We start from the raw sequence: 19,720 nt of genomic DNA, 5'->3' as shown, positions 1-19,720 counted from the left end.
GCGGAATCAGCCTGCTGCCTGGTAGTTCGCCGGGCGTGCGGCGATACGGCCGAGGTGGTCGGCCGCAGCCCGCGCACCACCGGCCTCACGGAAGGAACGGCCGATCTCCTCCGCCGCGGCCCTGTGGCCGCTCGCCGGATCGAGCACGGAGCTGACGGCGGCGGCCAGCCGTGCCGCGTCCACCCTGTTGAAGCGGACGCGTACCCCGGCGCCCGCGTCGACGACCTGTCCCGAGACGATCGGCTGGTCGTCGCGGATCGGCGCGAGGACGAGCGGTACGCCGTGCCACAGCGACTCGCACACGGTGTTGTGGCCGCCGTGGCACACGACGGCGTCGAGGTGTGGAAGCAGCTCGAGCTGCGGCACGAACTCGCGCAGCAGCAGCCCCGGTCCGGGCAGCTTGCGCTCCTCTCCGAGCAGCCCGCCGGGGTCGACGACGATGCCCTGTACGGTCCCGCGCAGTTCCTCCAGCGCGGCGACCGCCTCCTTGAGGAACCGTTCCCCCGCGTCGAGGTTCGCGGTGCCCAGCGTCACCAGCACCTTGCGGCGCTCCGGGTCCAACTCCCCGTAGGGGAAGTCGCAACGCGGCGCCCGCGGTGCGATCGCCGGGCCCACCAGATGTACGCCGTCCCACGGCAGCGGGGCGTCGCCGAGCAGGGCGCGGCCGGTGAAGGCGATGATCCCGTGCGGCGAGAAGCGGGGATCGCCGGTGTGCCGTGAGTCGCCGAACTGCTCGCGCAGCGACGCGAAGATGCCCCTGAGCCAGGCTTCGACCTTCGGCATCGAGGAGAGCGGGTCGGTGAGTTCGGCGGAGGTCGTCACCGACGTGACGTACGGGATGCCGTGCCTCTCGGCCACCAGCGCACCGGCGACGGCGTGCTGGTCGGCCACGACCACGTCCGGCCCGTACTCCTGGACGGCGGCCTCGACTCCGGGAGCCATCAGCCCGGCCAGCGGTGCGAAGAAGTCCTCCCACAGGAAGCGGAAGGCGGCCGGCCCGGTCAGCTTGGGCGGCCTGCGCAGTTCGGCGTCCGGCATCTGCGTCTCGTACACCTCGGCGTCCTCCCCCGCCAGGCTGCGGATCTGGTCGCCGTACCCGGCCCAGGCCACCCGGTGGCCCCTGCGGGCGAGTTCGCCGGCGACCCCCAGGAGCGGGTTGGTGTGCCCGACCAGTGGGGGGACGACGAAGAGGAAGCTGGTCACCGCAGGGCCTCTGCCAGTTGGTGCACGGGTGCGCGGTGGCCGCGGTGCTCGCGGTGGCCGTCGTGGTGCTGAGGGAGGTCGTGCTCGCGTATCCACTCCAGCAGCAGGTCGCGCGTCTCCTTCGTGCGCTCCACCAGTACGGAGTGCCCCTGGTCGGGCAGTACGACCGTACGGCAGCGGTCGAGCGCGCTCTCGAACAGCGGTACCTGGGCGACGAGACCCGACTCCTCGCCGAAGATCGCCAGCACCGGGCAGGTGATCGCCGACAGGTCGTCGTCGATGACGCGTCCGCTCCACACCTCCTGACCCAGCGTCGTGGAGTTGAGGATGCGGCCGGCTATTCGCGACAGGCGCGCGGTCTGCGCACCCCGGTTCTCCTTGATCCAGTCGATGACCTCCTCGTGCACGAGCTGCTCCTTGGCGAGCGCGAGCCCTTCGGCCATGTGCCGCGTCCACCGCTGGACCGGCGGCTCGGCCTCGATGAGGGTGAGGGTCGCGATCCGCTCCGGATACCAGGCGGCGGCACCGGCGGCCACCGTGCCGCCGAAGGAGTTGCCGACGAGGTGCACCTGACGCCGCTCGCCGAGCGCGTCGAGCAGTGCGATCAGGTCGTCGACGAAGCACTCCACCTGATAGCCGGACGAGGGGCGTTCGCTGCGGCCGTGCCCGCGCAGGTCGTACATGATCACGTCGATGCCCGCCGCCGCGAACGCGGGCCCGAGCGTGAAGTAGTAGCTGGCCAGGCTGTCGGTGAGCAGCCCGTGCACGAACACCACTACAGGCGGCTCCCCCTGCTGCCCCTCACGCACCGCGGCGGGGAGGTGCTGCACGTGGGTGGTGATGTCACCGGTACGGATCTTCATCCCGTATCAGCCCGCTTCCGTCGCGCGCAGCGACTCGACGACGAAGTCCACCAGTTGCCCGACCGTGAGCGCGATGATCTCGTCGAGTTCGAGATCGGCGACGAACTCGGCGAAGTTGACGCGGTCCCCGTAGTGCTCGCGCAGCGACCCCGACAGCGACACCAGGTCGATGCTCTCCAGCTCCAGATCGTCGTGGAAGGTGGTCTCCCGTCCGATCTCGGCCTCGTCGAGCCCGTACTCCTCCAGCAGTTCGCGCAGCATGCCGGCGATGTCCGCCAGGACGGCCCCCGGATCGGTTCGGGCCTGCGCCCCGTTCTGCGGCTGCGCGGGCGCGACACCGGTCGCGTCAGTGGTCATCTCGTACTCCTGATTCGTCGTAGGCGGCCGTCCACGCGACCACATACCGCCGCTCGGGCAAGCCCGGCGGATTGGATGTTTCCCGCACCCGCACCTCGTACGAGTCGCCCCCGTGACGCACCCGGAGCCGGTCGGTGTCCGCCGCGACCACCTGGTAGTCGGACGGCCGGCCCCGCAGTCCGGTGCCACGCATCTTCGCGACGGCTTCCTTCGCCGCCCACAGGCGCGTGAACCAGACCTCCTCGCTCCCGGAACCGCCGGAAGCCCCGGAACCCTCCGCGTCCCGCCGCGGCGGCCGGCTCTCCACCAGCTCGCGCAGCAGGGCGAGTTCCTCCTCCCCGCACGCCGCCTCGACGGTGGCGCGCGGACGGGCGGTGATCTCCTCCACGTCGATGCCGCACGGGCCGCGCCGGGCGATCGCCACGCCGCACTCGCCGCGGTGCGCGATGGAGAGCGTCAGCTCCCCGACCTCGCGCCCGTGCACGCCGCGTACGAAGGGCCTGCCCCCGTCGTCGTTGTGCACGGAGATCTCCGCCGGATAGACGTCGCCTGCGCCCTCCGCCCACAGCAGTTCGCGCACCGCGTCCTTCGCGGCGATCCTGCCGAGCAGGAACTGCCGCCTGCGGACGGGGGGAAGCCCGGCGTAGCCCTCGCGCTCCGCACCGCCGAGCATGTTGCGCATGATCAGTTCGCGCGTCGCCAGGTCCGGCCAGCGCTCGTGCACGAGGGACCAGCCCTCCGGTTGGCGGGTGGAGAGCGTGTTGGAGCCCGGGAAGCGGTCGACCGCGCGAATGCCGGGATCGGTGTCGAACCGGCGGTCCGTCCAGCCCTTCAACTCGGCCCAGACACGGCCTTCGTGGAGCAGCTGCATGTCCGCGGTCAGCGAGCTGTCCGTGACGCCGGTGATGCGGATCGAGCAGATGAGGCGCTCGCCGACGCCCGGCTCGGGACCGTGGAAGCGCATGTGGTCCACGCTCACCGGGAAGACCGTCGTACGCTCCGTGAGCGTCGCCATGATCCAGTAGCCCAGGAGCTGCCCGACGTTGTCCAGCAGGGAGCCCGGAGCCTCCGGCGCGGTGAGCACGCCCCGTACGTGCCGGTCGCCGATCGCCGTCAGTTCGGTCACGCCCTGGAAGCGGGGGCCGTGGAACATCCAGCGTTCCGTGTAGAGCTGTTCGGCCCGCATCCGCGGTACGCGGTCGACGGCCGGGTCGACGGGCCACGGCGCCTGGGGGACCCCCCGGACGGAGTCCGGGGCAGGTTCCTCGTGCCGGGGGGCGAGTTCGACGACCGCGCGGGAGGAGCCCGTCAGTTCGACCTCTGCCTCTCCGGGCGCGGTCAGGCGCACGGCGACGGGGACGTCGCGGGCGGGGACGGCCTCGATCCACTTCAGCAGCCGCACGTCACGCACGCCGACCGCGCGCATGCCGGGCACGGCACGTTCGGCGATCTCCATGAGGTGCTTGATCACTGTGGTGGCGGGCACGATCGGCCAGCCGTCGGCGACGTCGGGCCAGCCGGGCCGTTGCCGGAAGAAGCAGTGGTCGAGCAGGTACGGCATCTCCTCGACGCCGACCCGCAGCACCGGGGGTACCACAGGGACGGAGTCCGGGGGAGGCACGGACGGCACGCCGGAGGCCGGCGGTACGGGGCTCACCGGACCTGCGGGGCCCTGTGCGGCCGGTGCCGCGCCGCTGATCGGCGTGGAACCGCCCCGCAGGCGGCCGGGGTCGACGGGCCGCCGTGGACGCGGCAGCGCCCGTGCGGTCCCCTCGCAGCGGCGCGACCCGGCGTCGAGCACATCGGCTGCCGCCGACGCCGTCTCGCCCAGCAGCGCGGCCAGTTCGGCTGCGAGCGGATCGAGTGCCGCCGCCTGGTCGAGGCGGGCCATCGGAACGGACGCGGGCGGAACGGCGGGTGCGCCCGGGGAGGCGGGTGCCGCGGGGGACGCCGGGGGTGCCGGGGCAGCGGCTCCTCCCGCTCCGGCAGCCGATGTCTCCGCCGTCTCCGCCGTGAGGCTGCCCCGCATCCGTCCGGGCAGCGACACCAGTGCACCGTCGAGGTCCAGCCGGACGCGGGGCCGTGAACTGGCCGCCTTCGCCTGGGACTTGGGCGCGCTGCGCGCCGCGTCCCCCGTCTCCAATAGGGGTGCGACGTCCGGCTCGGCACCCTCCACCCACAGGGCGGTGACGACCCTGCGCAGCTGGGCGAGGCTGTCCCGCGTCCCCGCGTGCGCGGAGACCACCAGCCGGTCGCAGCCGGCGAGGGTGTCGTCGATGAGGGAGCCCAGCTGCCCGGCGCCCAGCTGGATGAACGCGCGGTGGCCCGCGTCGTACATCGCCAGGATCATCTGCCGGAACCGCACGGGTTCCAGCAGATGCCGCACGAACAACTCCCGTACGTCGTCCGGGTCATGGGGGTACGTCGAGGCGGTGGTGGCCGACCACACGGGGGTGGTCTGCGGGTGCAGCCGGTAGGTCTCCGCCGCACCGCGGATGGGGCCGAGGTACGGGGCGAGCATCGGGGTGTGGAATCCGGAACGGAACGGCAGGACCTGGCCGATCACTCCGCGGGACCGCATGCGCAGCACGATCGCCTCGACGGCCTCCTCGGGACCGCAGATCATCGACTGGTTCGGGGCGTTGTCGTGGGAGAGCACCACGTCCTTGCGTCCGTGGAGCTCGGCGAGCACGTCCTCGGCGGACATGCCGAGTACGCCGAAGACCGCGCCGGGCACGCGCAGCGCGTCCGGGTCGAACCGGGCGAGGAACGCGTCGACTTCGTCCGCGGCGTGAATGCCGCCCGCCGCCATCGCGGTCCACTCCCCGACGCTGTGTCCGGCGACCGCGTCGGGGACGACGGCGAGCCGGCGCAGCGCGGCGTCCAGAACCCTGCCCAGCTGGAAGACCGCGGCGCCGTGCCGGCCGACGTCGCCGACCTCCGCCTCCCTGCCGTGCGAGAAGTCCAGCCCGAACCGTTCGGCCAGCGCGTCCGCACGCGGGTCGAACTCGGCCTCCAGCCCGGGAAAGACGAACGCCGTACGTCCGCCGGCGCTGCCGAGTATCGGACGGGGGCTGAACCACACGTCGCTGCGTCCGGGCCAGGGTGCGCCCTTCGTGACGGCCCTGCGTGCGAGCTTCAGCCTGCGCTCCGTCGGGTCGACGACGCCCAGCCTGCACGGTTCGGTGACGTGGGTGCGTTCGTCGAGTCCGGCCGCGAGCACGGACGCGTCGTCCTGGTCCAGCAACTCCGCGAGCGCCCGGGGGCTTTCGGCTGCGAGGCGCAGCACCCGCTCGGGTTCCGCGACGGTGGCCGCGGCACGGGCCGGAGCGTCCGGTTCGGCGGCGGCCTGCTGTGCGGCGGGCGCTGCCTGCGCCGCCCCGGACGTCTGCGCGGCGGGGCGCACGGCAGGCTGCTCCAGTACGACGTGTGCGTTGATGCCGCCGAAGCCGAAGGCGTTGACGCCCGCCCTGCGGGGTCCGCCTCCCTCGGGCTCGGCCCAGGGCCTGGCCTCCGCGAGCGGCGCGAAGCGCGTACGGGCCAGGGCGGGATGCGGGTCGTCGCAGTGCAGCGTCGGGGGCAGCACCCCGTGGTGGACGGCGAGTGCGGCCTTGATGAGTCCGGCGATGCCGGCGGCGGGCATCGTGTGGCCGATCATGGACTTGACCGAGCCGATGACCGCGGGCCGGTCCGCGTCCGTGCCGGTACGGGCGTCCGTGCCGGTGCCGGCGGTGCCACCGGCACCGGCGTCCGCACCCGTGTCCGCACCCGTGTCCGCACCGGTACCCGCACCGCTCCCGCTCCCGAACACCTCGGCGAGCGTGGTCAGTTCGGCCTCGTCGCCCGCGGGTGTGGCGGTGCCGTGCGCCTCCAGCAGTCCGATGGCGCCGGGCGCGAGCGGGTCGAGTCCCGCCGCCTCCCAGGCCTGCCGCACGGCACGCACCTGGCCCCCGGGGTCGGGGTTGAACAGGCTGGCCGAACGCCCGTCGCTGGCCACGCCCGTTCCGCGTATGACGGCGTACACGCGGTCGCCGTCGCGTTCGGCGTCCTCCAGCCGCTTGAGCACCACGACGCCGGTGCCCTCGCCGATGAGGACGCCGTCCGCCCCGCGGTGCAGCGGGCGTATCCGCTGGCTGCGCGAGAGCGCGCCGAGCTGGCTGAAGACGGACCACAGGGTGATGTCGTGGCAGTGGTGCACGCCGCCGGCGAGCATGATGTCGCAGCGTCCCGCGTCGAGTTCGCGCACCGCGTGGTCGACGGCCACGAGCGAGGACGCGCACGCGGCGTCGACGGTGTAGGCGGGGCCGCGCAGGTCGAGCCGGTTGGCGACCCGCGAGGCAGCCAGGTTCGGCACGAGGCCGATGGCCGACTCCGGTGCCTCGGGCCCGAGTTGCTCCGCGAACGCCGACCGCACCTCCTCCAGCCGGTCCTCGCCCAGTTCGGGCGCCAGCTCGCGGAGTGTGCGCACGATCTGGTTGCTCGTACGCACCCGCTGGTCGAGCCGGACGAGGCCGGGCGTGAGGTATCCGCCGCGGCCCAGTACGACCCCTGCCCGCTGCCGGTCGTCCGGCAGCACGCCGTCGCCGCCCGCGTCCTCGATGGAGCGGTGGGCCACATCGAGGGCGATCAGCTGGTCGGGCTCGGTCCCGGGCACCGAGTTCGGCATGATGCCGAACCGCGTCAGGTCGAACTCGGCGGTGCCGTCGATGAATCCGCCGCGCCGGCAGTAGACGCGGTCGGCACGGCGTGGCGCGTCGGCGGCGTAGAAGTCCTCGTCCCAGCGGCCCTCGGGCACCTCGGTGATCGCGTCGACGCCGTCGGTGATGTTCTTCCAGTAGCTCTCCAGGCCGTCCGCGCCGGGGAAGAGAGCGGCCATGCCGACGATCGCGACCGGGCTGCGGGACGACGAGGGGGACGACGGGGGCGGGGAGGACGGGGAGGACACTGCCCTCACCATCCGGATGCGGCGGCGACCACCGCGTGCACCGTAGGCGCTCCCCAGGCGAGTTCGCGCAGCAGACACAGCGGTCCCTCGTCCGGGTCGACGAGCTGGATGCCGCGGGCCGCGTAGGAGCGCATCAGCTCCGGGGTCACCATGCCGCTGCCGGTTCCGTCCGGGCCGTCCGCCGGTGCCCACGGCCCCCAGTGCACGGTCAGGCCGCGGCGGTCCTCGGTGGACCAGCGCCTGCCGAGCTCCTCCAGGGCGTCGTTGGCGGCGGCGTAGTCGGCCTGTCCGCGGTTGCCCAGGGCCCCGGCGATGCTGCCGAACAGCACCGCGAAGCGGGGTGATTCGGGCAGGGCGCCGAGCGCGTCGAGCAGTACGCGGGCACCGCCGGCCTTGGTGGAGAAGACGCGGGTGAAGGACTCGGGCGACTTCTCGGCGATCAGCTTGTCCTCGATGACGCCGGCGGCGTAGACGACTCCGTCGAGCCTGCCGTGCTCCGCGTGCATCTCCTTCACCGCGGCCCGTACCGCTTCCTCGTCGAGCACGTCGACGGAGCGGTAGCGCGCCTGGCTGCCCGACTCCCGCAGGGCGGCGAGGGTCTGGCGCACCTCGCGTTCGGCTTGCACGGCGGAGACGGCCCGTTCGATCTCGGCGGGCGAGGTCATGCCGGAGGCGATGAAGGCGGCCCGCAGCTCGTCGCGTCCGGATGCGGAGGCCGTCGCCGGGTCCTCGGTCTGCGGGGGCACGGGGGTACGGCCCAGCAGTTCGATGCGGCAGCGGCTCGCGGCGGCGACCGTACGGGCGAAGCGCGCGGTGATGCCGCGGGCACCGCCGACGAGCAGCACGACCGAGTCGCGGTCGATGCCCGCGGCGGCCGCTTCGGCTGCGCCGTCGCCGGCCGGTCCGGCGCCGGTCGCGGCGAGCGCTCCCAGGTCGGTGGGGGTCAGCTTCAGCGCGCGCCTGCGTCCGCCCTCGGCGAGGACGACGGGTTCGCGCTCGGTGGCGCCGAGTTCGGCGACGAGGATGCGGGCGACGGTGTCGGGTGCGTCCTCGGCGCCCACCTCGACGAGCGTCGCGGTCATGTCCTCGTACTCGCGGGCGACGCTGCGGAAGAAGCCGCGCAGCCCGGACGCGGCGCCGTCGGCACGGCGGTCGGCGGCGAGCAGCCGCTTCGGGCCGGCGGCCAGGACCTTCTGGAAGACCGGGAAGGTCTCGGGCAGCTGGGTGTCCGGGGACTCCAGCGCCTGCAGGTGGACGACGATCTCGCCCAGGTCCTCGGGGAGTTGCTGCCCGTCGGGCACGGTCTGCGGCAGCGCACCCGCCTCCCGCAGCCGCTCCGCGACGAGCGTGCCGAGCGCGCCGCCGCCGAGAACGGTGACGGCGGTGCCCTCGGAGATGTCGGGGGCGGGCGGCGCCGGCAGTTCGGTCTCGGTGAACTCGAGCCGCTGCGGGGCCACGACGACGGCGTCGGCGTGGGAGGTGCCGCCGGAAGAGGGCACCTCGGAGACGGCGGCAGTCTGCGGTTCGCCGGCCGCGGGGGCCACTGGGACCGCGGCGGCCGGAGAGGCGGCGCCGAGTGCGGCGACGAGGAGTTCCGCGATACCCGAAGCCGTACGAGCCGTACTCAGCTCCTCCACATCCGCGTCCCGGCCCGCAGGCAACCCCAGCCGGACCGCCAACTCACCCGCTATCTCAGCCCTCTTGATCGAATCCACACTCAGATCCGCCTCCAGATCCAAGCCCGGCTCGATCATGTCCACCGGATAACCCGTACGCTCCGCCACCACCGACAACACCGACTCCAGCACCGCATCCGCCGACAACACCGGCGGCGCCGACGGNTCAGCCTGCGCTCCGTCGGGTCGACGACGCCCAGCCTGCACGGTTCGGTGACGTGGGTGCGTTCGTCGAGTCCGGCCGCGAGCACGGACGCGTCGTCCTGGTCCAGCAACTCCGCGAGCGCCCGGGGGCTTTCGGCTGCGAGGCGCAGCACCCGCTCGGGTTCCGCGACGGTGGCCGCGGCACGGGCCGGAGCGTCCGGTTCGGCGGCGGCCTGCTGTGCGGCGGGCGCTGCCTGCGCCGCCCCGGACGTCTGCGCGGCGGGGCGCACGGCAGGCTGCTCCAGTACGACGTGTGCGTTGATGCCGCCGAAGCCGAAGGCGTTGACGCCCGCCCTGCGGGGTCCGCCTCCCTCGGGCTCGGCCCAGGGCCTGGCCTCCGCGAGCGGCGCGAAGCGCGTACGGGCCAGGGCGGGATGCGGGTCGTCGCAGTGCAGCGTCGGGGGCAGCACCCCGTGGTGGACGGCGAGTGCGGCCTTGATGAGTCCGGCGATGCCGGCGGCGGGCATCGTGTGGCCGATCATGGACTTGACCGAGCCGATGACCGCGGGCCGGTCCGCGTCCGTGCCGGTACGGGCGTCCGTGCCGGTGCCGGCGGTGCCACCGGCACCGGCGTCCGCACCCGTGTCCGCACCCGTGTCCGCACCGGTACCCGCACCGCTCCCGCTCCCGAACACCTCGGCGAGCGTGGTCAGTTCGGCCTCGTCGCCCGCGGGTGTGGCGGTGCCGTGCGCCTCCAGCAGTCCGATGGCGCCGGGCGCGAGCGGGTCGAGTCCCGCCGCCTCCCAGGCCTGCCGCACGGCACGCACCTGGCCCCCGGGGTCGGGGTTGAACAGGCTGGCCGAACGCCCGTCGCTGGCCACGCCCGTTCCGCGTATGACGGCGTACACGCGGTCGCCGTCGCGTTCGGCGTCCTCCAGCCGCTTGAGCACCACGACGCCGGTGCCCTCGCCGATGAGGACGCCGTCCGCCCCGCGGTGCAGCGGGCGTATCCGCTGGCTGCGCGAGAGCGCGCCGAGCTGGCTGAAGACGGACCACAGGGTGATGTCGTGGCAGTGGTGCACGCCGCCGGCGAGCATGATGTCGCAGCGTCCCGCGTCGAGTTCGCGCACCGCGTGGTCGACGGCCACGAGCGAGGACGCGCACGCGGCGTCGACGGTGTAGGCGGGGCCGCGCAGGTCGAGCCGGTTGGCGACCCGCGAGGCAGCCAGGTTCGGCACGAGGCCGATGGCCGACTCCGGTGCCTCGGGCCCGAGTTGCTCCGCGAACGCCGACCGCACCTCCTCCAGCCGGTCCTCGCCCAGTTCGGGCGCCAGCTCGCGGAGTGTGCGCACGATCTGGTTGCTCGTACGCACCCGCTGGTCGAGCCGGACGAGGCCGGGCGTGAGGTATCCGCCGCGGCCCAGTACGACCCCTGCCCGCTGCCGGTCGTCCGGCAGCACGCCGTCGCCGCCCGCGTCCTCGATGGAGCGGTGGGCCACATCGAGGGCGATCAGCTGGTCGGGCTCGGTCCCGGGCACCGAGTTCGGCATGATGCCGAACCGCGTCAGGTCGAACTCGGCGGTGCCGTCGATGAATCCGCCGCGCCGGCAGTAGACGCGGTCGGCACGGCGTGGCGCGTCGGCGGCGTAGAAGTCCTCGTCCCAGCGGCCCTCGGGCACCTCGGTGATCGCGTCGACGCCGTCGGTGATGTTCTTCCAGTAGCTCTCCAGGCCGTCCGCGCCGGGGAAGAGAGCGGCCATGCCGACGATCGCGACCGGGCTGCGGGACGACGAGGGGGACGACGGGGGCGGGGAGGACGGGGAGGACACTGCCCTCACCATCCGGATGCGGCGGCGACCACCGCGTGCACCGTAGGCGCTCCCCAGGCGAGTTCGCGCAGCAGACACAGCGGTCCCTCGTCCGGGTCGACGAGCTGGATGCCGCGGGCCGCGTAGGAGCGCATCAGCTCCGGGGTCACCATGCCGCTGCCGGTTCCGTCCGGGCCGTCCGCCGGTGCCCACGGCCCCCAGTGCACGGTCAGGCCGCGGCGGTCCTCGGTGGACCAGCGCCTGCCGAGCTCCTCCAGGGCGTCGTTGGCGGCGGCGTAGTCGGCCTGTCCGCGGTTGCCCAGGGCCCCGGCGATGCTGCCGAACAGCACCGCGAAGCGGGGTGATTCGGGCAGGGCGCCGAGCGCGTCGAGCAGTACGCGGGCACCGCCGGCCTTGGTGGAGAAGACGCGGGTGAAGGACTCGGGCGACTTCTCGGCGATCAGCTTGTCCTCGATGACGCCGGCGGCGTAGACGACTCCGTCGAGCCTGCCGTGCTCCGCGTGCATCTCCTTCACCGCGGCCCGTACCGCTTCCTCGTCGAGCACGTCGACGGAGCGGTAGCGCGCCTGGCTGCCCGACTCCCGCAGGGCGGCGAGGGTCTGGCGCACCTCGCGTTCGGCTTGCACGGCGGAGACGGCCCGTTCGATCTCGGCGGGCGAGGTCATGCCGGAGGCGATGAAGGCGGCCCGCAGCTCGTCGCGTCCGGATGCGGAGGCCGTCGCCGGGTCCTCGGTCTGCGGGGGCACGGGGGTACGGCCCAGCAGTTCGATGCGGCAGCGGCTCGCGGCGGCGACCGTACGGGCGAAGCGCGCGGTGATGCCGCGGGCACCGCCGACGAGCAGCACGACCGAGTCGCGGTCGATGCCCGCGGCGGCCGCTTCGGCTGCGCCGTCGCCGGCCGGTCCGGCGCCGGTCGCGGCGAGCGCTCCCAGGTCGGTGGGGGTCAGCTTCAGCGCGCGCCTGCGTCCGCCCTCGGCGAGGACGACGGGTTCGCGCTCGGTGGCGCCGAGTTCGGCGACGAGGATGCGGGCGACGGTGTCGGGTGCGTCCTCGGCGCCCACCTCGACGAGCGTCGCGGTCATGTCCTCGTACTCGCGGGCGACGCTGCGGAAGAAGCCGCGCAGCCCGGACGCGGCGCCGTCGGCACGGCGGTCGGCGGCGAGCAGCCGCTTCGGGCCGGCGGCCAGGACCTTCTGGAAGACCGGGAAGGTCTCGGGCAGCTGGGTGTCCGGGGACTCCAGCGCCTGCAGGTGGACGACGATCTCGCCCAGGTCCTCGGGGAGTTGCTGCCCGTCGGGCACGGTCTGCGGCAGCGCACCCGCCTCCCGCAGCCGCTCCGCGACGAGCGTGCCGAGCGCGCCGCCGCCGAGAACGGTGACGGCGGTGCCCTCGGAGATGTCGGGGGCGGGCGGCGCCGGCAGTTCGGTCTCGGTGAACTCGAGCCGCTGCGGGGCCACGACGACGGCGTCGGCGTGGGAGGTGCCGCCGGAAGAGGGCACCTCGGAGACGGCGGCAGTCTGCGGTTCGCCGGCCGCGGGGGCCACTGGGACCGCGGCGGCCGGAGAGGCGGCGCCGAGTGCGGCGACGAGGAGTTCCGCGATGCCCGAAGCCGTACGAGCCGTACTCAGCTCCTCCACATCCGCGTCCCGGCCCGCAGGCAACCCCAGCCGGACCGCCAACTCACCCGCTATCTCAGCCCTCTTGATCGAATCCACACTCAGATCCGCCTCCAGATCCAAGCCCGGCTCGATCATGTCCACCGGATAACCCGTACGCTCCGCCACCACCGACAACACCGACTCCAGCACCGCATCCGCCGACAACACCGGCGGCGCCGACGACACACCACCGGCACCAACGGCAGCAGGCACCGAAGCAGCAGCAGGCGACGCGGCAGCGGCGCCGAGTGCGGCGACGAGGAGTTCCGCGATACCCGAAGCCGTACGAGCCGTACTCAGCTCCTCCACATCCGCGTCCCGGCCCGCAGGCAACCCCAGCCGGACCGCCAACTCACCCGCTATCTCAGCCCTCTTGATCGAATCCACACTCAGATCCGCCTCCAGATCCAAGCCCGGCTCGATCATGTCCACCGGATAACCCGTACGCTCCGCCACCACCGACAACACCGACTCCAGCACCGCATCCGCCGACAACACCGGCGGCGCCGACGACACACCACCGGCACCAACGGCAGCAGGCACCGAAGCAGCAGCAGGCGACGCGGCAGCGGCGCCGAGTGCGGCGACGAGGAGTTCCGCGATACCCGAAGCCGTACGAGCCGTACTCAGCTCCTCCACATCCGCGTCCCGGCCCGCAGGCAACCCCAGCCGGACCGCCAACTCACCCGCTATCTCAGCCCTCTTGATCGAATCCACACTCAGATCCGCCTCCAGATCCAAGCCCGGCTCGATCATGTCCACCGGATAACCCGTACGCTCCGCCACCACCGACAACACCGACTCCAGCACCGCATCCGCCGACAACACCGGCGGCGCCGACGGCACACCACCGGCACCAACGGCAGCAGGCACCGAAGCAGCAGCAGGCGACGCGGCAGCGGGCACCGAAGGAGCGGGCGCCGACGCGGACGGCACCGGCGGAGCCTGAGCGGCGGGCGCGTCCGCGGTGCCGGGGCTGACGGCCGTCGTGGGGAACGGCGGCGCCGGCGAACCGGCGGGCGGGGGCGGCAGTTCGGCGGCTCCCAGATAGCGCAGCAGCACATCTCTCTGCGCTGTGACCATCTCCCTGCTGGTGCGCAGGAATTCGGCGATGAGAGCGTCCGGACCGGACGGCGTGACGCCGTTCTCGGTGGGGGGTTCCGGCACGATCAGCTCCGTGACAGGGCGTGGGGGACGAAGGGCGTTGGGCGGAACGGTGCCGTCGGCGAGACGGATGAGCTGACCGTCCACGGTCCAGCCGGCGGGCCTGCCGGGGGTGGCGCTCTCCGGGTCGACGGCGTCCCGCCCCTGGTAGAGCTTTCCGGTTCGCACGTCTGCGCCGGCGACGGCGAGCTGTGCGACACCGGCGAGAAAACCGTACAGTCCTGGGCGCCTGGCGTCCTCAAGTGTGACCGTACTGTGTGGACGGTCACCGAGAATCGACGAGACAAGCCTGGTCAGGACCTTCCCGGGCCCGACTTCTGTGAAGACGCGGGCACCGGCGGCGTACATGGACTCGATCTGTTCGGCGAAGCGGACCGGTGATCCGATCTGGGCGGCCAGCCCTGCGCGCACCGCATGGGGGACGGTGTCGTAGGGCTCGGCCGTGCTGTTGGCCCAGACGGGAAGTCCGGGTGCGTGCAGGTACATCGACTGGAGCGTCCGCGCGAACTCCGCCCCCGCGCCCGCCACCAGCGGGCTGTGGAAGGCGCACGCCACCTGCAGGGGCTTGGCGGACAGGCCCGCGTCCCGCAGGTGCCCGACGGCCTTCGTGACGGCCTCGGTCGGCCCGGAGATCACCGTCTGCCGCGGCGAGTTGCGGTTCGCGGTCACGACCTCGCCGTCGAGGCCGGCCAGGGCCAGCACCTCGTCGACCTTCTCGGGTACGGCGGTGACGGCGGCCATCGCGCCCGCGTCACCGTCCTCGGGTATCTGCGCGAGTATCGCCTCGGCGCGCGCGGCGCTCGCGGTGAGCACGTCCTGGGGGGAGAGCGCTCCGGCGACGCCGAGCGCGACCAGTTCGCCGTAGCTGTGCCCGGCGGCCATGTCGGGACGTATGCCGAGCGAGGCGAGCAGGTCGGCGGCGGCGAGTTCGACGATGCCGAGGGCGGGCTGTGCGACGGCCGTGTCCGTGATGCGGGCGAGCTGCGCGTCGGCGGTCGCCTTGTCGTACGCGGTCGGCGGATACAGGGCGTCGGCCCAGCGCCGCCCGAGCTGCAGGTAGCGCTGGAGCTCGGGGAAGGCGACGAAGAGGTCCGCCAGCATGCCCGGTCGCTGGCTGCCCTGGCCGGGGAAGAGGAACGCGATGGCGCCTCCCCCGGACTCCGTCCCGGTGGGGGTCCCCCCGGCCGGGCCCGGCAAAGGACCCCCGGTGGCCGCGGCTCCCCCGGACTCCGTCCGCGCTCCCGCCGCCGCGAAGATTCCGGCGGACGGGTCGTGCACGCCGTCGGCCGCGCGGCGCAGCAGCGCGGGCAGTTCGTCCACGCTCTGCGCCAGGAGGGCGATGCGCACGGGTTCGCCGCGCACGGCGGCCGAGTCGCTGACGCGGGCGGCCCCGAGGGCGTAGTCCCGCAGGCGCCAGGTGCTGGCGCGCGGCTGTCCGGCACGCGCCTGCGCGCCCTGCTCCGCCTGTTCGGTCTTCTCCAGCAGGCGGCGTACGGCACGCTGCGCCGAGGCGTCGTCCCTGCCACGGAAGGTGAACAGCTCGACGGGCCATTCGTCGCTGGAGTGCACGGAAGGCGCCTGGTCGTAGGCGCGCAGCACGGCGTGGAAGTTCGTACCGCCGAAGCCGAATGCGCTTACACCCGCGACACGTTCGGCGGCCTCGGCGGCCCAGGGCCTCGCCGCCGCGTGGAAGAAGAACGGGCTGTCCTCCTGGCTCCAGGCGGCGTTGGGCTGCTCGATGTGCAGCGTCGGCGGCTTCACGCCGTGGTAGAGCGCGAGGGTGGTCTTGATCAGCCCGGCGAGCCCGGCCGCGCACTTGGTGTGCCCGATCTGGGACTTCACCGAGCCGATGGCGCAGCTGCCCGGCTCGGCGCCCGCCTCGGTGAACACCTCGGTGAGCGTGGTCAGTTCCGTACGGTCGCCCACGACGGTGCCCGTGCCGTGCGCCTCGATCAGGCCGATCTGCGCCGGTGAGACGCCCGCGTTGCGGTAGGCGCGGGTGAGCGCGGCGCGCTGGCCCTCGGGGCGTGGCGCGGTGAGGCCGAGGGCCCGGCCGTCGCTGGCGCTGCCGACGCCGTCGATCACGGCGTAGACGCGGTCGCCGTCGCGTTCGGCGTCGGCGAGGCGCTTGAGCACGACGCAGCCGACGCCCTCACCGAGTGCGATGCCGTCGGCGCCGTCGTCGAACGTGGAGGAGCGCCCGGTCGGCGAGAGGGCGTGCACGGAGGAGAAGAGCAGGTAGTCGTTGATGCCGTTGTGCAGGTCGGCGCCGCCGCACAGCACCATGTCGCTGGTGCCGGTGACCAGTTCCTTGCAGGCCACGTCCACGGCCGTCAGCGAGGACGCGCACGCCGCGTCGACCGTGTAGTTGGCGCCTCCGAGGTTGAGGCGGTTGGCGATGCGGCCCGCGATGACGTTGGCGAGCACGCCGGGGAAGGAGTCCTCGGTCAGATGCGGCAGTTGCTCGTCGAGTGCTTCGGGCAGATCCCCGCCGAGGTAGGAAGGCAGGACCGTGCGCAGCACGCTCGCGTTGGACAGGTCGCTGCCGGCCTCCGCCCCGAACACGACGGACGTACGGGCATGGTCGACCGGCCTTCCCTCGCATCCGGCGTCGGCCAGCGCGCGGCGCGCGGCCTCCAGCGCCAGCAGCTGCACGGGCTCGATGCTTGCCAGCGAAGCGGGCGGGATTCCGAAGCTGAGCGGGTCGAAGGGTATTTCGGGGAGGAATCCGCCCCAGCGCGACGGAGTGCGCTCGCCGTCGCCGTCGGGCGAGTAGTACAGCTCCGGGTCCCAGCGCTCGCCGGGCACCTCGGTGACGCAGTCCTTGCCCGCGAGCACGTTGGCCCAGAAGGTGCTCAGGTCCTCGGCGCCGGGGAACATCCCCGCCATCCCGACGATCGCGATGCGCAGCGGCTCGGGAGCGTGGGCCTCCTCCTCGTGCCCCGGTCCGCCCTGTGCGAGGCCGAGTTCGGCCCGCAGCTCACTCGCGCGTTCCCGCAGCCATGCCGCGGCGCGCTCGCCCACGGAGTCGTGGAGCGCGGCGACGGTCGTGACGTCCTGACGAAGTACGCAGACCTCGCCGGCCATGAACATGCCCTCGTCGCCCTGTCGTTGCTCGTCCACGCCGCGCAGCTCGGGCCCGACGCGTTCGATGCCCTTGCTGGCCACGCGCAGCCGGCCGACGTTGAACTTCTCCAGCTGTTCCCAGATCTCCCGCTCAGGCACCCCGGCCTGCCGCAGCTGTTCCTTGAGGGCGGCGAACTGCGAGGTGAACGCGCTGTGTGCGCACCGGGTGGCGTGCCCGGGTGCGGTCTCCAGGAGGTCGGTGCGCCGGGCGGCCACGACGTGCTGCTGGAACCGGGGAAGGATGGCCCCGGCCTGCACGGCTTCCTGGGTGAAGAGGTAGGCGGTGCCCATCAGTACGCCGGTCGCGACCCCGGAGCGGGTCAGCGGTGCGGCCAGTGCGGCGACCATCGAGACGGATCGTTCGTCGTGCACGCCGCCGGCGAAGAGGACGGTGATCTCACCGGCAGCGCCGGGTCTCTCCTTCTCCGCGAACTCCAGCAGGATCTCGGTCTGGGCCTCCCACAGCGGGAAGCTGTTGCGCGGCCCGACGTGGCCGCCGCACTCGGCGCCCTCGAAGATGAACTTGCGGGCGCCCGCGGCGAGGAACTGCCGCAGCAGACCGGGCGAAGGAACGTGCAGGAAGGTGGATATGCCTTCCGCCTCCAGCGCGGAGGCCTGCGCGGGCCGGCCGCCGGCGATGATCGCGTGGGTCGGCCGCACCTGGCGTACGGCTTCCAGCTGTGCCGCCCTGATCTCCTCGTCCGCGAACCCGAGGATGCCCACGCCCCAGGGCGCCTCGCCCAGCGCCGACTTTGTGGCCTCCAGCATCGTCCTGGTCTGCTCCGCGCCTGCGAGGGCGAGGGCGAGGAAGGGCAGCGCGCCGTCGGCGGCGACGGCCGCGGCGAACTCCGGCTGGTCGCTGACGCGGGTCATCGGGCCCTGTGCGACGGGCAGCCGGGTGCCGAGGGCGGCGGCGCCGGGAGCGCCGGGGCCGAGCGCGGTGGCCGCCTCGTCGTCCTCGAAGGCGGCGGCGACGGCTTCGCGGATGCCCCGTACGACGTCGGTGACCGTCTTCCAGCGGCGCGCGAACGACGCGGCGAGGAAGGCGTCCTGGCCGACGGGGAGGAACTGCGTGCGCAGGTCGTCGCCACCGATGCGGGCGGTGAACTCCGCGGCGTCCGGTGGCAGTTCGGGTGCCCCGGGGCCCCGCCGCCGCAGTACGCGCATGCCGTGGTGCAGCACCGTCTCGGAGCCGTCGAGACCGGCGAGCGCTTCGGTGATCTCCAGCGGCAGACCCGCCTCGTCGAGCAGCGCGAGTTGCGTGTCGAGCACCACGCCGGCGGCGCCGCCCGCGACGGCGGCGGCAGCGGTGCGGGGCCCCACTCCCCCGCACGCCCACACGGGCATCCAGTCGGGCAGTCCGGCGGCCGGTTCGCCGCCGCGGTCCGCCGGGCCGCGGTCCGCCAGGACGTGCTGCAGCAGCACGAAGGTGCTCAACTCCCCGGCCCGGCCGCCGCTTTCGGTGCCGCGGACGATGAGACCGTGCGCGCCGGCCGCCGCGGCGCGGCGCGCCTCGTCCAGCCCCGTGACCTCGACGAGGACGCGCCGTCCGCCGAATTCCCCGGGGGACCTGGCGGGGTCGGCCAGGAGGACCGTGTCCGCGGCGTCGGGAAGGTCGCCCGCCGTCACGGGGCATCCGGGACGGATGCGCACTCCGAACGGGCGGGCGGCCCAGCGGTCCGTACGGTCGAGATGCTCCGCGGCCTCGCGCAGCGCACCGTCACCGGTTGGCAGTTCGAGCACTCCGAGTGCGCCGGCGGCACAGGCGGCCGCGGTGAGCCGCGGTGACGGCCGGTGAACAGGGTTGATCGCGATGACTGGAACCGATGACGAGGACACGTCGGACGCGTCCGTTTCCAGCATCCTCATTGGGCTCTCCCGACTGCACGATCGCTGCGGTCAGCTGACCATGCGTAGTAGACGGGACGGTTACTACGCGGTCAACCTAAGGTTTTCCGCGTGCTCGTCACTCTCCGTCAACCGGGAGAGCTGTACCCACGGCAGGGCAATTCGCCCTCCCTGGTACAGCGAGCCGGGCCTTGACGCACACGTCACGGAGACGGAACGCAACGGTCATTACGTTTGTCATGGCCATGTAACCGTCCGCTTACGTACCACACAGGGGCTGTGTGGCAGATCACAGCATTGAAGCGGGGATTTCCGGAACCGCCGGCGGCCTCGCCGGGCAGGCCGGCGGCAGGAGGTCGACCCTGCCCGCGACCTGAGACGTGTGACGCCGGACGAATCCGGTTGTCCGGGGATTGTGCCCCAGCTCCCGGTGTCGTTGGTCGTCATTGCGCAAATGCGCGAACGCACGCCGGATTCCGGGGCCCGTCAGCCCGGACACACCCCGGGGACGGCCGGTCCGCGAGCTGTGCCCGTGGGTGTGCGTCTGCTCGATCTCGCGCCTGCGTCACGTTGGTTGGCGGTCACGGCGGCCTCCTGGCGACTGTCCCGGTGGGGGTCGGAATGTCTACGCGCGGAGAAAGTACGCCGGGATACTCGTGAGTCACAAGAGAGGGACACACAATGGCAAGTATCTGCCACGAATTCACGTGTGCCGGGGTTCGCGGGATGCGATTTCGACAGCTTGACGGGCCAAGAATGTGCGCTTTCAGCCGCAACGGCACCGTCCGGCCACGCTCGGCGGCTCGTACAGGACTCAACGACCCGCTCTTTTCCGCCTGTTCGTACGCCGGCCTCGACAGCACGGCGATTCAGCGGTAGCGGCTGCGCCCCAAGTCCGGTCGCAGGC

6 protein-coding genes and 1 pseudogene are annotated in these 19,720 nt (G+C 73.0%); all 7 read right to left on the bottom strand.

Annotated elements, in window-relative coordinates:
* Window positions 1-6: 6 nt before the first annotated feature.
* Entirely contained in the window at window positions 7-1,203 is a 1,197-nt protein-coding gene (locus AN215_RS27735) for a glycosyltransferase (RefSeq protein WP_070010474.1), read from the bottom strand.
* Entirely contained in the window at window positions 1,200-2,066 is an 867-nt protein-coding gene (locus AN215_RS27730; RefSeq protein WP_070010475.1) for an alpha/beta fold hydrolase, read from the bottom strand. Before AN215_RS27730 ends, AN215_RS27735 begins: the two co-directional genes overlap by 4 nt.
* Before the next feature lie 6 nt (window positions 2,067-2,072).
* On the bottom strand, window positions 2,073-2,327 hold the full coding sequence (locus AN215_RS27725) for an acyl carrier protein (RefSeq protein ID WP_245694778.1): 255 nt from the start codon (window positions 2,325-2,327) through the stop codon (window positions 2,073-2,075).
* Between the two features lie 85 nt (window positions 2,328-2,412).
* Window positions 2,413-7,368 (bottom strand): type I polyketide synthase, encoded by a 4,956-nt coding sequence (locus AN215_RS27720; RefSeq protein WP_275521593.1) that lies wholly within the window; start codon window positions 7,366-7,368, stop codon window positions 2,413-2,415.
* Between the two features lie 5 nt (window positions 7,369-7,373).
* The gene (locus tag AN215_RS27715) at window positions 7,374-9,122 is read right to left on the bottom strand and encodes an SDR family NAD(P)-dependent oxidoreductase (RefSeq protein WP_079123539.1); all 1,749 of its coding nucleotides are present in this window, start codon (window positions 9,120-9,122) and stop codon (window positions 7,374-7,376) included.
* A gap of 74 nt (window positions 9,123-9,196) precedes the next feature.
* Window positions 9,197-10,948: pseudogene (locus AN215_RS27710) on the bottom strand (beta-ketoacyl [acyl carrier protein] synthase domain-containing protein); the annotation flags it as partial.
* 74 nt (window positions 10,949-11,022) lie between these two features.
* The gene (locus tag AN215_RS27705; protein WP_070031265.1) at window positions 11,023-18,834 is read right to left on the bottom strand and encodes a type I polyketide synthase; all 7,812 of its coding nucleotides are present in this window, start codon (window positions 18,832-18,834) and stop codon (window positions 11,023-11,025) included.
* Between the last annotated feature and the right edge of the window lie 886 nt (window positions 18,835-19,720).

The sequence above is a fragment of the Streptomyces abyssalis genome, assembly GCF_001751365.1.
Classification (GTDB): Bacteria; Actinomycetota; Actinomycetes; order Streptomycetales; family Streptomycetaceae; genus Streptomyces; species Streptomyces abyssalis.
Note: the sequence above shows the minus strand (reverse complement) of the source record. Positions and strands in the feature narration are given on the sequence as shown.

Bases quoted from the DNA above. Each gene is read 5' to 3' on its own strand.
- AN215_RS27715 (WP_079123539.1), bottom strand. From the start codon at position 9,122: ATGATCGAGCCGGGCTTGGATCTGGAGGCGGATCTGAGTGTGGATTCG.
- AN215_RS27725 (WP_245694778.1), bottom strand. From the start codon at position 2,327: ATGCTGCGCGAACTGCTGGAGGAGTACGGGCTCGACGAGGCCGAGATC.
- AN215_RS27730 (WP_070010475.1), bottom strand. From the start codon at position 2,066: ATGAAGATCCGTACCGGTGACATCACCACCCACGTGCAGCACCTCCCC.
- AN215_RS27705 (WP_070031265.1), bottom strand. From the start codon at position 18,834: ATGAGGATGCTGGAAACGGACGCGTCCGACGTGTCCTCGTCATCGGTT.